This is a genomic window from Listeria sp. SHR_NRA_18 (assembly GCF_003856515.1).
In the GTDB taxonomy this organism is placed as follows: Bacteria; Bacillota; Bacilli; order Lactobacillales; family Listeriaceae; genus Listeria_A; species Listeria_A newyorkensis.
The window spans coordinates 222540-238963 of record NZ_QPKR01000006.1 but is presented as its reverse complement, the minus strand read 5'-3'; the positions used below and the strand labels follow the sequence as shown (position 1 = coordinate 238963).

11 protein-coding genes are annotated in these 16424 nt (G+C 43.0%); 9 read left to right on the top strand and 2 right to left on the bottom strand.

Annotation, left to right across the window (positions count from 1 at the left end; all coding sequences use genetic code 11):
• Positions 1-4: 4 nt before the first annotated feature.
• The 6 genes from DUK53_RS11045 to DUK53_RS11020 all read left to right on the top strand — a co-directional run bounded on the left by DUK53_RS11045 (position 5) and on the right by DUK53_RS11020 (position 7243).
• Positions 5-1258: an oligosaccharide flippase family protein gene (locus tag DUK53_RS11045; RefSeq protein WP_236637299.1), complete on the top strand. Its 1254-nt coding sequence runs from the start codon at positions 5-7 to the stop codon at positions 1256-1258.
• Positions 1259-1334: 76 nt separating this feature from the next.
• Positions 1335-2642: a hypothetical protein gene (locus DUK53_RS11040; protein WP_036132016.1), complete on the top strand. Its 1308-nt coding sequence runs from the start codon at positions 1335-1337 to the stop codon at positions 2640-2642.
• The gene (locus tag DUK53_RS11035; RefSeq protein ID WP_036132014.1) at positions 2626-3948 is read left to right on the top strand and encodes a nucleotide sugar dehydrogenase; all 1323 of its coding nucleotides are present in this window, start codon (positions 2626-2628) and stop codon (positions 3946-3948) included. The genes DUK53_RS11040 and DUK53_RS11035 overlap by 17 nt, the downstream gene beginning before the upstream one ends.
• 52 nt (positions 3949-4000) lie before the next feature.
• Positions 4001-5806 carry a polysaccharide biosynthesis protein gene (locus tag DUK53_RS11030; protein ID WP_036132012.1) on the top strand — a complete coding sequence of 602 codons (1806 nt, stop codon included), beginning with the start codon at positions 4001-4003 and terminating at the stop codon, positions 5804-5806.
• On the top strand, positions 5790-6386 hold the full coding sequence (locus DUK53_RS11025; protein ID WP_036090288.1) for a sugar transferase: 597 nt from the start codon (positions 5790-5792) through the stop codon (positions 6384-6386). Before DUK53_RS11030 ends, DUK53_RS11025 begins: the two co-directional genes overlap by 17 nt.
• Positions 6386-7243: an NAD-dependent epimerase/dehydratase family protein gene (locus tag DUK53_RS11020; RefSeq protein WP_036090250.1), complete on the top strand. Its 858-nt coding sequence runs from the start codon at positions 6386-6388 to the stop codon at positions 7241-7243. Before DUK53_RS11025 ends, DUK53_RS11020 begins: the two co-directional genes overlap by 1 nt.
• 40 nt (positions 7244-7283) lie before the next feature.
• Here DUK53_RS11020 and fghA read toward each other — a convergent pair whose 3' ends face one another.
• Both fghA and DUK53_RS11010 read right to left on the bottom strand, forming a co-directional pair.
• A complete protein-coding gene (fghA, locus tag DUK53_RS11015) occupies positions 7284-8123 on the bottom strand; it encodes an S-formylglutathione hydrolase (RefSeq protein WP_036090248.1) in 840 nt (279 codons plus the stop codon).
• The gene (locus tag DUK53_RS11010) at positions 8116-9228 is read right to left on the bottom strand and encodes an S-(hydroxymethyl)glutathione dehydrogenase/class III alcohol dehydrogenase (RefSeq protein ID WP_036132009.1); all 1113 of its coding nucleotides are present in this window, start codon (positions 9226-9228) and stop codon (positions 8116-8118) included. The genes fghA and DUK53_RS11010 overlap by 8 nt, the downstream gene beginning before the upstream one ends.
• Before the next feature lie 262 nt (positions 9229-9490).
• Between DUK53_RS11010 and DUK53_RS11005 the strand changes: the two genes are divergently transcribed.
• The 3 genes from DUK53_RS11005 (at position 9491) to DUK53_RS10995 (ending at position 16303) form a co-directional block, all read left to right on the top strand.
• Entirely contained in the window at positions 9491-12994 is a 3504-nt protein-coding gene (locus DUK53_RS11005) for a putative mucin/carbohydrate-binding domain-containing protein (RefSeq protein ID WP_036132005.1), read from the top strand.
• Between the two features lie 156 nt (positions 12995-13150).
• Positions 13151-13462: a hypothetical protein gene (locus DUK53_RS11000; RefSeq protein WP_036090239.1), complete on the top strand. Its 312-nt coding sequence runs from the start codon at positions 13151-13153 to the stop codon at positions 13460-13462.
• Positions 13463-13651: 189 nt separating this feature from the next.
• Positions 13652-16303 carry a putative mucin/carbohydrate-binding domain-containing protein gene (locus DUK53_RS10995; protein ID WP_036132004.1) on the top strand — a complete coding sequence of 884 codons (2652 nt, stop codon included), beginning with the start codon at positions 13652-13654 and terminating at the stop codon, positions 16301-16303.
• Positions 16304-16424 lie beyond the last annotated feature (121 nt).

Below are 16424 nucleotides of genomic sequence, written 5' to 3'. Positions count from 1 at the left end.
GGCGATGAATAAAGCGACGAATTTCAAGAAATTTGCATGGCGGTTACTAAAAGGTAATATCTTAGCGCAATGTCTCGTATTTTTTGCCGCACCTTTCTTGTCACGTATGTATGGTCCAGATATTTTTGGAACATACACAGTTTATCTTAGCATCATTAGTATTTTCAGCAACAGTATGGCCTTGTCCTTAGAACGGGCGATTCCGCTAGCCAAAACGAAGCGTGTAGCGACTTTACTCGTAAAAATGTGTCTAAGCATAGCGCTCCTCCTATCTGCCTTGATGTTCCTCCTATACCTTCTCACAGGAATCTCCGCGTTCTCTTTGCTGAATGTGCATGCATCTCCGCATGTCGTTCTATTACTTTTCTTAGGTATTTTCTTGGGGAGCGCGATTCAAACCTTCACATTTTGGCAGATGCGCGAACAACGATTCACAACGATTTCTCATGCAAAATTAACACAAAGTGCTGTGACATCTGGCTTGCAACTTACTACGCCGAGCTTCGGACTGATTATTGGTGATGTATTTGGCCGATTTGGAAGTGCAACTATTCAAGGCATCAGCTTTTGGAAAACACGTGTCAAAGTGGGTTTCACTAAACGCAATATCGGCTTTTTAGTTCGCAAATATTATCGCTATCCATTGTTTTCATCAGGATCATTATTCATCAACGCTTTGACATTACAAGCCCCGCTATTATTAATTACCTACTATTTTGGAAACGAAGTCGCTGGATTTTTCGGGATGGGCCAACGCGTAATTGGGATGCCAATCGTACTATTAACAAGTGTACTCGGCCAAGTTTTTTATAGCGTTGCGGCAAAAGGAATGCACACAGAATCGGCACGCGTTTTCGACTTATTTAAAAATGTCGTCCGAAAAGCAGTACTGTATGGCTTACCGATTTTCGCTATTTTCGCTTTTTTTGCACCAAGTATTTTCGCGTTAATTTTTGGAGAAGAATGGCGTGTGTCCGGTGAATATGCCCAGCGTTTATTGCCAGTTTTCTATCTGCAATTGGTCACCGTACCGGTTTCGCAAACATTGTATTTACTCGGGTGTCAAAAAACGCAATTTCTATGGGATGCCTCACGTTTTATCAGTATCGTGGTGTTATTCTTCCTCGCGCATCTGCAGCAATGGGATATCCTCACAGTCCTTACCGGTTACGCGCTTGTTGGCAGTATTTTTTATGGGGTATTTCTATTTTTATCCTACCGCGCACTACGAAATTTCGCATTTGTCACACATGGATGACAAAGTAAAATACGCTAAAACTGCCAGCCATGGTTAAATAGAAGTAAGGAAAGAGAACATGAGAGGAGCACAATCAGTGAAGCTGAAAGTAGAAAAGTTAGTTCTTGTTATCGGCGTATTATTTTACATCGCCTGCCTCTATATTGGCTATATTTACCTCATATCTCCGAGTTACAGCTACTATTCACTGATTAACCTCCAACCATCGGGATCAGTAAAGGCGATATCTATCATCTTGGCGCTCATCCCAATCATTTGGTCAGAGTCAACCGTGACCCGCCCATCCCAAGTCGTTTATTGGTTACTCTACATCTTAGTTTACATCCCCACGATGGTGATGCCCGACTTTGTACGAGAAAATCCATTAGACGGCTTCTTCTTTTATAAACTAGTCTTACTCGGCTGTTTGGCGCTCCTCGGAAGTGTCGGCAAGTGGAAACAATTAAAAATTTACCCCCTACGCATCAAACAAGCCTTTGTCCGCACGATTCTTTATATTAGTTGGTTCGGTTTATTCGGGCTCATTTTTCTCAAATTTGGATTTCATTTCCGGATGGTAAATTTTTATGATGTATACGACATTCGCGCAGATTACCACGAAGAAGGGAAAGGCTCTATCGCCGCTTACGCCATGAACTGGCAATCGAAAATTTTCAACCCACTACTAATGGGAATCGGCGTGATTAGTAAAAAAACAATGTTTATCGTCATTGGGATTTTAAGCCAGCTGATTATTTTCTCCACAACGGGCCAAAAAAGTATCGCCTTTTCTACCTTATTCATCTTAGGAATTCTCTGGTGTGTCGGTAAAAAAGGCAAGAACTTCGGAGTTCGATTCTTATACAGTATCTGTCTGCTAGTGTTTGCGTGTCTCGTACTTGATTTTCTAACAGGTGGCATTCAGTTTACCGAAATTATGACGCGACGACTCATGATGGTGCCAGGTGTTCTCTCTAGTTTCTACTATGATTTCTTTACAGCGAATCCCTACACGCATCTTGGTTATAGTATCTTCAGCAGTTTCGTTGACTATCCTTACGATGCGAATCCACCATTCTTAATCGGTGAAGCGTATTTTAATGATTTAGAAGCTTCTGCAAATGCGAACCTTTGGGCGGATGCCTTCTCCGCATTTGGTCTCTGGGGAGTCGCGATTTATACAGGAATTTTAGCCCTGATTCTATGGATTTATGACAGCATCGCCAAGCATAATCACTTTTTACTGAGCGTTGTGCTCCTCGCTATGCCAATTTGGAGCTTGATTGATTCCTCTCTTATCACGACATTCCTCACGCACGGGCTACTCCTCGCGATTATTATCAACTATCTACTCACCGCTAAAAAAACGAATGAAGGAGCAAAAATAAATGAATCTACAACATAAATTACAAATCGAAACCCGCACAGCAACAATCACCATTATGGGTCTAGGCTATGTCGGACTTCCACTCGCAGTATCGTTTGCTAAAGCAGGATTCACCGTGACGGGATACGATCCGAGCGAGAAAAAAGTAGCCACAATCAACGCTGGTACATCAGATATTAGCGACATCCCGTCAGAAATCGTAAACGAACTTGTCACTGCACAAAAGTTAACTGCGACAACGGATGCAACAACAATAAAGCAAGCAGATATCATCATTATTTGTGTCCCAACACCACTAACCGCTTCCTTTGAACCAGATATGCGTTTTATCGAGTCGGCGATGGCAGCTATTTCAGCGAATCTCAAAGAAGGCGCGCTTATCGTCTTAGAGAGCACAACGTATCCAGGGACGACCCGCGAAGTTATTAGCCAAGGCCTCGAAAAACAAGGATTGCGTCTAGATACAGACTTTTTCGCAGCGTACTCCCCAGAACGCGTGGATCCTGGCAACAAACGATTTACTGTTCAAAACACGCCAAAAGTAGTCGGCGGTATTACAGAAGCATCTAAAGATTACGCGGTCAACGTCTACGATCAGATTATCAATCAAGTGGTTCCCGTCAGCACGACCGAGATTGCCGAAATGAGCAAGCTTCTTGAAAATACATTCCGCAGCGTCAACATCGCTTTTATCAACGAGATGGCGATGCTAGCAGAGAAGCTGGATATCAATATTTGGGAAACGATTGATGCGGCTGCGACAAAGCCATTCGGTTTCATGAAATTTACGCCGGGGCCTGGAATCGGTGGTCACTGTATTCCGCTTGACCCGATGTACCTCTCATGGAAAGCGAAATCGTCTAACTTTTTCAGTAGGTTTATTGAGCTATCACAAGACGTCAATAAAAGCATGCCGGAACACGTTGTCGGAAAAGCGATGATGGCGCTGAATAAAGTCGGTAAGTCTTTAACGGCAAGCAAAATTTTATTGGTCGGCATGGCTTACAAGGAAAACATTTCAGACTTACGAGAATCGCCAGCGCTTGATATTCACGAGTTATTGACGAAACAGCGAGCGAGCGTCGATTTTCTAGATACGTGCGCAACTTCTTTTATCGATCATGAAAAAGAGACGCAGCAAAGTATTCCGCTTGATTACGATCGTGTCGCAGAATATGATTTAGTCGTTTTACTCACATGTCATGAAGATATGGACGTGACGAAAATCGCGACGAATGCGAACGCCATTTTGGATACGAAGAACTTTTTAGGAAGAACGTTTGCGGACAAAACGACAGCACTCGGTTTTGATGCTAATTTATAAAATTTGAGGCCACGGTGAAATATCTGATGGCGGAAAGTGGAGGTAAGGAAGAATGGAGATTTTGAGGAGAGTTGGTCTTTGGTCGGTTGTGGATACGGGTATGATTTGGTTGGCCGCAGCGCTTGCATTTTACGGTGCGGCGAACGGGAATCCGGTAGTTGCGGCTATCGTGTTGACTGTGGCTTATCATATTTTCGCTGTAGGATTTCAGTTGCAGGGCAGAACGTGGACGCATACGAGCGTGAAAGATTTAGTCGCCATCGCAAAAGTTGTGAGCTTGGCGTTCGCGGTAAGTATGTCTGTCGTCGTTGCTATGACAGGACTCATTAACCTTGAAATTCGATTCTTCATCTTCCTTTTCATCGCCCAGTTGTTGTTGATTGGCGGCACGCGATTGGTGGTTCGATTGCGCCGTGATCGGTCGCAACACAAGGCGCAGAGCCAATCGGTACGCACGCTTATTATCGGTGCTGGTGAGGCGGGTACGCAATTAGTGCAACAACTGCAAAAAGATGCGAACGCAGATATACTGCCAGTCGGATTTATTGATGATGACAGGAAGAAGCAGCGGACGAGATTGCTAGACGTGCCAGTACTTGGCGGGATGGGAAGCTTGGAGGTGCTTGTTGCTAAGACACAAGCCGAACAACTGATTATCGCAATGCCATCGATGCCTAGCGCGACGCTTCAAGCGATTACAAAGCAAGCCGTGGCGACACAATTAGTCGTGAAAACGATGCCGAAAATGGCGGATATTTTGTCAGGCAAGCTGAGCGTGAGTCAGGTGCAGGAAGTGGATGTTGAGGATTTACTCGGACGCGAAACGGTGCAGCTAGACTTGGCAAAAATTGCGGATAACTTGACGGGTAAAACGGTGTTAGTAACGGGTGCTGGTGGTTCGATTGGTTCGGAGATTTGTCGTCAAATCATGGACTTTGAGCCGGAAAAGATTTTGTTACTCGGACACGGCGAGCATTCGATTTATCAAATTCATCGCGAGTTAGGTGGGCTGGATGGGAGTGTGGCGTTGTTGCCGCTCATCGTGGACATTCAGGACATCAAGCGTTTACGTGATGTGATGCAAACGTATCAGCCAGACGTGATTTATCATGCGGCGGCGCACAAACATGTGCCACTAATGGAGGCGAACCCGCTAGAGGCTGTGAAGAATAATGTGTATGGGACGCGAAACGTGGCGCAAGTGGCGCATGAAATCGGTGCGGAAAGTATGGTTATGGTTTCCTCGGATAAAGCCGTGAACCCGCCGAACGTGATGGGATCAACGAAGCGTATTGCCGAAATGATCATCCAGTCATTCCATGAGAAAAGTAATACCAAGTTTGTCGCGGTTCGTTTTGGAAATGTCCTAGGCAGCAGTGGTAGTGTGGTTCCGCTTTTTAAAGAGCAAATCAAGAAAGGCCAGCCGATAACGATTACCGATAAGCGCATGACGCGTTATTTCATGACTATTCCGGAAGCGGCGAAACTTGTACTCCAAGCAGGAAGTCTTGCGCGAGGTGGCGAAATTTTCGTGCTGGATATGGGTGAACCCGTGAAGATTGTCGACCTAGCGAAAAACTTGATCCGTCTAAGCGGCCTAACAGAAAAGGAAATCCCGATTATCGAAACGGGGATTCGTCCGGGCGAGAAACTGTACGAAGAGCTTCTAACTACTGACGAACTCGTTGCTGAGCAGATTTTTCCGAAGATTTTTGTTGGAAAAGTGACGCCAGTGGAGGAAACCACGTTACTCGATTATTTACAAACGATTTTACAGTTGAACGACCGAGAAGCAGCCGAAAAAACAATTCGGTTAGCCAATGCTAGCCACATTCGAGGAGATGAGCAGATTGTATAATAGATTTTTGAAACGTTTGGTGGACATCGTTCTTGCGGTGATCGCGATTATTTTGTTAGCGCCTGTATTTGTACTTGTAGCCATCAGCATCAAATTAGACTCGAAAGGCCCGATTTTATTCCAACAACAGCGTGTCGGTGCGGATAAAACAATATTTACTATCTTCAAATTCCGGACGATGTACGTCGATACGCCGAAAAATATGCCAACGCATTTACTCGCTTCGCCGGACGCTTACATCACAAAAGTAGGGCAGTTTTTGCGGAAGACGAGCTTGGATGAACTACCACAGCTGTTCAATATTTTGGCAGGAAGCATGAGTGTTATTGGTCCGCGCCCAGCGTTATATAACCAAACGGATTTGATTGAAAAGCGCGAAGAAGCGGGCGCGAGCGAGTTAAAACCAGGATTGTCAGGTCTTGCCCAAGTGATGGGACGCGACACGTTATCGATTGAAGAAAAAGCCGAATTAGACGGATTGTACGGTCGAAAATTGTCTTTTGCCACCGATGTAAAACTGATTTTTAGCACGATACGTAAAGTCGTGAAACGCGATGGCATACAAGAAGGAGCGAGTTAATGCGCATTTTAGTAACGGGACAGAAAGGCTATGTAGGTACGCAATTTGAGAGTTGGATGGCACAGCATTACCCAGAAGTGGGCGTGGAACTTTTATCCGTTCGGACGCAAAACTTGGCGGCTATTGATTTTAGCCAGTATGATGCGGTTCTGCACGCTGCGGCTTTAGTTCATCGCAAAGAAACATCAGAAAGCGCTGGAGAGTATCACCGAATCAACACGGAACTCACGGAGAATTTAGCGCTTCGAGCAAAATCGGCAGGCGTGAAGCATTTCGTGTTTTTGAGTACCGTGGCGGTTTACGGGGAAGAGGGTGGCTTTGAGGAACCAGAAAAAGTGATACCGATTCAGCAAGTACCGCGCCCAACGAGTCTATATGGAAAGTCAAAATACGAAGCAGAAAAGCGATTGAAACAACTAGAAAACCCAGATTTCCAAGTCGCGATTGTTCGCCCGCCGATGATTTATGGCCCGGACTGTCCCGGTAATTATGCTCGCCTTGCGCAACTTGCTCGGAAAACGCCTATTTTTCCAGCGATTAGCGGGAATCGAAGCATGATTTTCATCGATAATTTGTCCGCTTTTTTGAATGAAGTGATGCGTGAAAAGGCTAGCGGAATCTATGTGCCTCAAAATAGCGAGACGGTGAACACGACGCAGCTTGTGACACTTATTGCCGAGGCAAATGGGAAGAAAATGCGGACATCAAAGCTCGCGGGAAACCTATCACGGAAAGCACTACAAAACATCCCGATTTTCAAAAAAACATTTGGAACGCTCGTTTTTGAGATGGAGAGCACGATAAAATATGAAGCAGTTAGTTTGTCTGATTCGATTTGGAAAACGGAAAACCGCTAAAGTTAGACCTGAAAATCTAGCTTCAGCGGTTCTTTTCGTATTATAAATGCTTCTGATGAAATTCCAAATGTTCATCGATAAAACTCGCGATGAAATAATAGCTGTGATCAAAGCCGTTTTGCATGCGCAGCGTCAACGGATAACCTTTTTCATCCGCAATCTCGGCTAACTTTTCAGGCTGTAATTGCCCATCATAGAACCCATCATCAGTTCCCTGATCAATCAAAATCGGGACCTGTTTGCCATCATGTTTTGCCAACAATTTCGAAGCATCCGATTCCGCCCAATTTTCCTGATTCTCGCCTAAATATGCGCTAAATGCCTTGATACCCCATGGAACCTCCATCGGATTAACAATCGGCGCAAAAGCTGAAATCGAACGGAAGCGTCCCGGATTACGCAAACCAATCACGAGCGCTCCATGTCCACCCATCGAGTGCCCCATAATCGACTCCGCCCCAGTCAAACCGAACGCCTCGCGCACAATCCCCGTAAGCTCCGTCACGATATAATCATACATCCGGAAATTCCGCGCCCACGGTTCCTGCGTCGCGTTCAAATAAAACCCAGCACCCTGACCCAAATCCCAGTCCGCATCATCCGCGACATCATCCCCGCGAGGACTCGTATCCGGCATCAACAGCGCCAAACCAAGCTCCGCGGCCTTTTTCTGCGCGCCCGCCTTATGCGTAAAATTATCATCGGTACACGTCAAGCCCGAAAGCCACCAAACGAGCGGCGGCGCCTCAAATTTCTCCTTATTCGGCAAAAATAAGCTAAACGTCATGTCACAACCGAGAACCGTCGAATAATGCCGATACTTCCTCTGAACACCGTCAAAACTCCGATGCTCCTCCAGCAATTCCAGTTTTTCAGTCATACGAAAGCACCGTCCGAATCGATTCACCATTATGCAACAAGTCAAACGCCTCATTAATGCTCGCGAACGGCAAGTTATGCGTAATAAACGGATCAAGCTTAATCTCGCCCTTCATCGCTTGTTCCACCATTCCCGGCAACTCACTGCGCCCCTTCACGCCACCAAAAGCCGAACCGCGCCACACGCGACCCGTCACGAGTTGGAAAGGCCGCGTACTAATCTCTTTTCCAGCCGCCGCAACGCCGATAATCACGCTCTCGCCCCAACCTTTATGGCAGCATTCCAGCGCCGAACGCATCACATCCGTATTCCCGATACACTCAAAACTAAAGTCCACGCCACCATTCGTCATCTCGACAATCACTTCTTGAATCGGCCGCGCATGATCTTTCGGATTCACAAAGTCCGTCGCGCCCATCTCTTTTGCCAGCGTAAATTTATCCGGGTTCGTATCAATCGCGATAATCCGGCTAGCTCCAGCTTGCACCGCGCCTTGAATCACGGCCAGGCCAATCGCACCAAGTCCGAAAACCGCGACTGTATCGCCGGCTTGAACTTTCGCCGTATTGTGAACCGCGCCAATCCCAGTCGTTACGCCACAACCTAGCAAACACGCTTTTTCAAGAGGCGCATCCGGGTTAATTTTTGCCAGCGAAATCTCTGGGATAACGGTGTATTCACTGAACGTACTTGTGCCCATATAATGATAAATCGGCTCACCGTTGTAAGAAAAACGCGTTGTCCCGTCCGGCATCAGACCTTTCCCTTGCGTCTCGCGAACCGCCTGACAAAGATTCGTTTTACCAGACGTACAGTATTCACACTCGCCACATTCTGCCGTGTAAAGCGGAATCACATGATCGCCAACCGCCACACTCGTCACGCCTTCTCCAATCTCGATAACAATACCGCCACCTTCATGTCCTAAGACGGCTGGGAAAACGCCTTCAGGATCATCACCGGAAAGTGTATAAGCGTCGGTATGACAAACCGCCGTATCCGTAATTTTAACCAAGACTTCTCCTTTTTTCGGAGCCTCTACGTCAATTTCAACGATTTCCAGAGGTTTTCCAGGCGCAAAGGCCACTGCTGCACGTGATTTCATATATATAACTTCCTTTCGACATTGCTATTTTTAGCATACAGATTAAGTATACTACAAGGCGTGGCGGGATAACAAAGATGTGGTTCGCTAGGATGTTGTTAAAACAATCACAAAAATGTCAAATTTAAATGAAATCTAGTAAGTATTATTATAGTTTCGGGATTTTGAATAATGAAATAAATGGTAGCATAGTAAATAAGAAGCAATTTTGCTTCGAAGTAATAAATTTGAAACAAAATTTTAGGGGAAAGAGGGGACAAGAATGAAGAGTCGTAAAATTAGAACGATCTTTATGTCTATTTTGTTGCTTGCGGTAGTTATTGTCGCGACTACAATAGGACAAAAAGTGGAAGCAGCAACCATGTCGAAAAAATTATACACGCTGGAGAATCCGACGTGGCTGAGAAACCAGCAGTTTAGTAAGGGACTAGATCACGACAAACAAGGGTTAGGCATGGTACTACCGAAAAATGGTACGATCGAGATTCGACAAGTCAACACGAATTTCAAAGGGAACGTCACATTGGAACTATTAAATGATGATAGGTTAGAGGAGAGTGCCACAACGATTGGCAGTTCATGGGTGACGGTAACAGCCACCGCGGATTCGGTGCCATTTGTTCGGACAACATACACGTCAGATCCGAATCCACCAAACGTCGAATACAAAGTAAGCGATACAACTCCATTATTACCAACATTTAATCAAGGCGATAACGAGGCTGATTTTTTCAAAAAATGGGACGAAACGAACGCTAGTTTTGCATTAATCAGCAATAAGTACATCCAAATCTTAGTGCCAAAAGGAGACAAGTCGTACCTCAAAAAAATGAGAGACTTCACTTCCATCGATGCGTTACTAGCCTATTATGACAGCGTATTCGAAACTTACAACGAGCTCGCAGGCTTATCTTTCACGCCACAAAAAGCGACAGATAAAAATATCGCGAATCGTTATTTTGCAAAAGCAGATAAAAACGGCTACGGCTTGGGATCTTACGGGCAGTATCACACCTCAGACACAAGCGCATCAGTCATTAATTTTTGGCTAACAAAAGGTTGGGGTGGGCTCCATGAAATTGGGCATGGCTACCAAGGTACGTTCATGCAGGATGAAACCTTTACGACAGGGGAGGTTTGGAATAATATTTACGCCAACACCATGCAAAAAAAGGCGAATGGGGCAGATTACTATAACGGTTGGCTCTATAGTGGCAATATTGCAGCGGTAGAAGAAACTTTTAACAAACAAGTCTACGTGAACAAGACACCGGCAAATGATTGGAATGTACACGATAAACTGTATCTTCTGACGCTCATTAAAGACAAGGCAGGGGACAAAGCTTTCCAACATTTCAACCAGTCACATCGTACGGCGATAAATGCGAAAACACTAGAGGAGAAGCCACGATTCCTAGATTTACTGAATAAATATTTTGGCGAATCGAGTCATTATAACTTTGCAGCCTACCTAGAATTAGTGCAAGGTTCGATGTCTCTAAACGGAAAAACAGAAGCGCTTTACTCTGGAAACAAAGCTGTTTATCCATTAGCATCACTCTTTTCCGGTGAAAATTTGGCAAAAGCGAGAAAAGACATTGCTTTGGACACCAAATGGGGCTTAGTAAGTAACACCCAACTGGAAAAGTACAACGTCGCAACCACGATGAATATCCAATTTGCCATCGATGATTTTACAGAAATAAAAGGGAAGGTATTGAAAGTCAAGGACGGCGCGGACGTTGTGCGGGAAGTGAAGATTACAACGCCAACCGTGACGCTTAAAAATATGCCAATCGGAATCTACTCTTTAGACATCCCGACTGGAATCACGCGCTCATACGAACCATCAACGAATTATTTGGCCGTATCAGACACTAGCAATAGCACGACTATCACAATGAACGAGCTACAAACATCAGACATCGCAACACAACAACTAGTTTTTAAAGGTCTAAGCGATAACGTTTTTGCTACAGCATCCGTGGACCCTGAAAAAGGAAATATGGAGTTTGCAGTGACGAAAGCAGATCCACATTATTATTTTGCAGGCGAATATGCCGCTATTGAAGTAATCAATGAAATAGGACAGTCTGTTTTCAAGAGGAGTATAAACGGTGCTAAGACCGAAACTGGGAAAACTGAAATCGCGATTAAACCAGGCTACACAATCAAAGTGATACATCAAGAGCCTCATCGTTTTGGTATTATCGGAGCACCGTCTAAGCTCACAAACACCTCGCAAAATCAAGTATTCAAAGTAACGAAATACGGTCTAACAAGCGATGTGACAGGCGTTACAGAACAAGACGCACTAGCAAATTACAAAACGAAATTAGCCACCTTCGCAGCAACAATCAACGACAACGCCGTATATAAAAATGAAGACAATATTATCCTAAAAAGCATGTTGAAAAAAGGTATCGCCTACCTACCGGATACAGACAGCGATAAAGCAACCTACCAAAAGAAATACGCAGACCTACTCACACCTAAAAATGAGAACATATCAAATCTATTGAGCGGTGAGCAGTTCCAATTTCAATTGAAGGGTCATAGCGACAGGGAATTTGCCAATATGCGTATCAATCTAGACACAAATAAAGCAACAATTACCCAAAATGCTGGCGAACCTCATTGGTATTTCCTAGACGCATATGCTTCCATCAAAATCAACAAAGCAAATGGCAAAGAAATTTTCAAGAAAGATTTCGTGGGGCGCGGTTCAGTTCCAACGACGCAAAACAACGTAACCATCGCGGTCGGTGATTTTATAACGGTAACGCACCAAGAATTCGATATACGCCTTTTCTTGAAGAATGAAGAAACGGGAGAAACTTACAGCACGTATAAAACAGCCACATATCTTGTGACGGCGGACGGACTTAAAAAAGTAGACACATCGGAAATCCCGACACCAACGAAAGATCCAAATGAACTAGACGGTCAAAAGTTCCAAGTCGATTTCAAAGGATACAGTGACCGACTTTTCGCAACGATGGCGTTAGATTTACAAAAAGAACAAGCAACCATCACGCAACATGCTGGGCAAGTACATTGGGTCTTCCCAGACGCGTATGCCTCCATCAAGATTTACAATACGCGCGGCAAACAAACATATGCGAAAGATTTTATCGGGCAGGATGTTGCACCAAGTTCTCTAGATAATGTCAGTATCAGTGAAGGATATTATGTCACAGTTACGCATAAAGAACCTATGTTGAGATTGGCAATCACAAATCCCGATACAAAAGAAGCCTTTGCAGTTAGCGTGAAGGCGACATATAAAGTAACGCCATACGGATTACTAAAAGTAGATGAAAACAGTATTCCAGCGCAAAGTGTAGCCGATCTTGTAGGGAAAAACTTCGCGTATAAATTTCTAGGTTATGCCGATGTAAACTTCGCTAATTTAGCGGTAAATCTTGATACGATGGAACTAACATTCTCGCAAAATAGCGGACAAGCCCATATCTATGTTGACAAAACAAAGCCGTACGCGACGGTAGAAGTAAGAGACGATGATGGTCGTGTGGTTTATAAATATGACGTGTTCGGCAGTGAGAATGTGACGGCGTTCAAGAAAAACATCAAGCTAGAAGCAGGATATTACTTGATTATTACGCATTTAGAAGCCAATGTGAACCGCTTGAAACTGAGCGTAGGTAATGCAGATCAAGGAACTCTGCCAAGTCAGAACGTGTATGAAATTGTGGATAATGGATTAGCTAAGAAGACATTGTCCGATATACCGAAAACGAATTGAGGTTTTAGTAGGATAGGAACGGCGGGGAGTGATGAGACTTCCTGCCGTTTTCAATTCACAAAATCGTAACATATGAAGTTATAAGACTAACAGACCTTGAAGAAAAGTACTGGCTAATAAAGTATAATAAATAAAGAAGGAATGGAGGTTAAAGAGTTGAAAACAATAACTTGGCGAACAAAGGTAGGTTTTCGTTTTACAATCAGCGGACTGCTTTTATTAGCGCTGTTTCTAGTAGTAGGAACATTTTTTAATAGTAGTTCAGATACATTTGTGTTATTGTTCCGAATGGGTGCAGGAATTTGCATTGTGCTATTTTTGATCGGCTATATTAGTAGTTTTTTAAGTATTATTTCGAAACAAGAGAAGCGTTCGACGGGATTGATTGTGCTTTTTGTGATCGCGTCGCTGATTGTTTTCTGGATAGGCAGTGTGCTGTATCTAGGATCAACTGGTCTCTATGATTAAATGTGAAGCGGGATTCGAGGGCTAAACCTTGACTCCGCTTTTTTTAATATAGTCATTGTTTTGTCACAAAATCGTGTGTTAATTTATAGATATATTGCAGATGAAATAGGGGGATTAAGATATGCTAAAAGTAAGTCCAGCACTAAGTTAGGCTAGAAAAAGCTATTTTAGAAAAGAGGGAATGATCAGATGAAGAATAAATGGGGAATGTTTTTAGCAACCCTTTTTCTGACGGCAGTGGTGACTATTTTTACTATTGATAGTTCCAAAGCAGATGCGGCAACGCCAATGGTGAAACAACTTGACAAATTAGAGAATCCAACATGGCTTAGAAATCAGGGTTTGACGAAAGGTATTGATCATGATCGTCAAGACTTAGGTGTGTTACTTCCAGGGAACGCAACTATTGAGATTCGACAAATAAATCCGAAATTCAAGGAACAGCTAAAATTGGAGTTACTGAATGATGATAATCGTACAGAAAAATCGTATTCTATTGGTAGTTCATGGACATTAGTCACGGCGACTAGTGATTCTGTTCCCTTCATAAAGACAACTTTTACGTCAGAGGCACCAGTAGTAGAGTATAGAGTAAGTGCTACAGCCATTGATTTACCAGTATTCAAACAAGGAGATCAAGAAGCCGATTTCTTTGAAAAGTGGGATAAATCACAGGCAGCATTTGGCTTAATTCGTAATGAGTATATCCAAATTTTGGTTCCGGTAAGAGATAAATCCTACCTGAAAAAAATGAATGATTTTCCGTCAATAAATGCCTTATTCAACTATTATGACGCATTATTTGAAACGTATAATGAGTTAGAAGGGTTATCTTTTACGCCCAAAAAAGCAACAGATAAAAATATTGCGAATCGTTATTTTGTAAAAGCTGATAAAAACGGTGTAGGTGCTGCCTATTACGGTGTTGACTATACCGCTGAAACTGGCGCTTCTGTTGTTTCTTTCTGGTTAAGACCGTATTGGGGCGGTCTCCACGAAATTGGGCATGGGTATCAAGGTGATTTTATGTCAGATAGTAGTTTTAACACTAGTGAAGTATGGAATAATATCTATGCGGATACCATGCAAAAAAAGCTATTGGGGAGCACATACTCTAGTGGCTGGCTTTATGAAAATAATACAGCAAGGCTAGAAAATACGTTTGAGAAGAATGTTTATACAACAAAAATAAATGCAAATAATTGGGATGGACGAAGTAAGTTATACCTGTTAACACTTATGAAAGATAAGGCGGGTGATCAAGCTTTTACACATTTTAACCAATCATATCGCGCTGCAGTTGCTTCAAATACGTTGAATAAAGACTTGCTATTACTTGATTTAGTGAGTAAGTATTTAGGAGAAGCAAGTCACTATGATTTCACCGCTTTCTTGGAGCTTGTTCAAGGATCTATGTCTAACAATCAAAAATTGGAGAATGTGTACTCTGGAAATAAAGCTGTGTACCCGCTTGCTGCACTTTTTTCTGGAAGTAATTTGACAACAGCAAGAAAAGATATCAAGCTGGATTCAAAATGGGGTTTAGTGAGTAACGAACAACTTGAAAAATATAAAGTGAAGAATACAATCAATATTCGCTTTGATATCAATGACTTTGCACAACTCAAAGGAAAAGTTTTGCGCATTAAAGATGGAGCAGATGTGATTCGGAAAATCAAAATCACGTCACCAATTATGACGATTAAAGATATGCCGATAGGGATTTATTCGCTAGATATGCCAACAGGAGTTAGTCGATTCTATGAACCAGCATCGAATTATTTAGCTGTATCGGATGATGTAAGCGACATGACTATTAGAATGGAAGAGCTACAGACATCGACTGTTGCCGTTGAAAAAATGATTTTTCAGGGATTGGGTAATGTTGTTTTTGCAACAGCTACGGTGGATCCTGAAAATAATAGCTTCGAATTAGATGTAACAAAAGACGCTCCACATTCTTATTTTGCGGATGAGTATGCCTCGATAGAAGTGCTGGACAATCAAGGGAAATCTGTATTTAAAAAAGGGATGAATGGTGAATACACAGCGATAGGGAAATGGCAAGTGCCACTCAAACTAGGCTACACGATTAGAATAACGCATAGAGAACCGAACCGTTTTAACATTAATGGAGCACCGGCTAAACTAGTTAATCTCGGTTCTACTCAAATTTTTAAAGTAACGAAATATGGGCTTATGAGTGATATAACTGGAGTAACTGCAAACGATGCGTTAGATAATTATAAGGTGAAGCTGATGGGGCTTGCCGCGACGATTAATAGTAACAGTATTTTTAAAAAGGAGAAGTACGTTAATCTAAAAACAAAGCTTAGAAAGGGCATTGATTACTTGCCAGAGGTCGATAAAATTTATTTCGAAAACATGTATAAAGATTTACTCTTTGTTAGTGATGAAGAAGATGAAAGCTCGGAATACATGTTTTTTGGGGATAAATTCCGATTCGATTTAAGAGGGGTTGCTGATTGGGAATTTGCTGATTTAAATATCAATCTAGCTACAAAGCAAGCAACTTTTGCACAGAAAACAGGTCAGCCAAATGGGGACTTTGCTGGGACATATGCCTCGGTTAGCGTCTATGATAAGCAAGGTCAACTAGTTCATGAAAGAAAGTTTAATGGGCGTGGGTATGTTCCTGGTTATGTGAAGAACATGAAAATCGAGGAAGGGTACTATATAACGATTATGCATGAAGAATATGAGGGCAGGTTGCTATTCACAAATCTAGAAACTCAAAAAATGATGAAAACGAGTAAGCAGGTGACCTATAAGGTGATGGTTGACGGTTTATTAGAACTACCGATGAAAAAGAGCTTATAATTGCTAATTGAACTATATGTTAAGTGAAAATGAAGGTGAAGAGTGGCAATGCTCTTCATCTTGTTTTGTATGTCAAGAATGGATGCTACATAATGAAATCGAAAATTGGCCCATGCGTTCA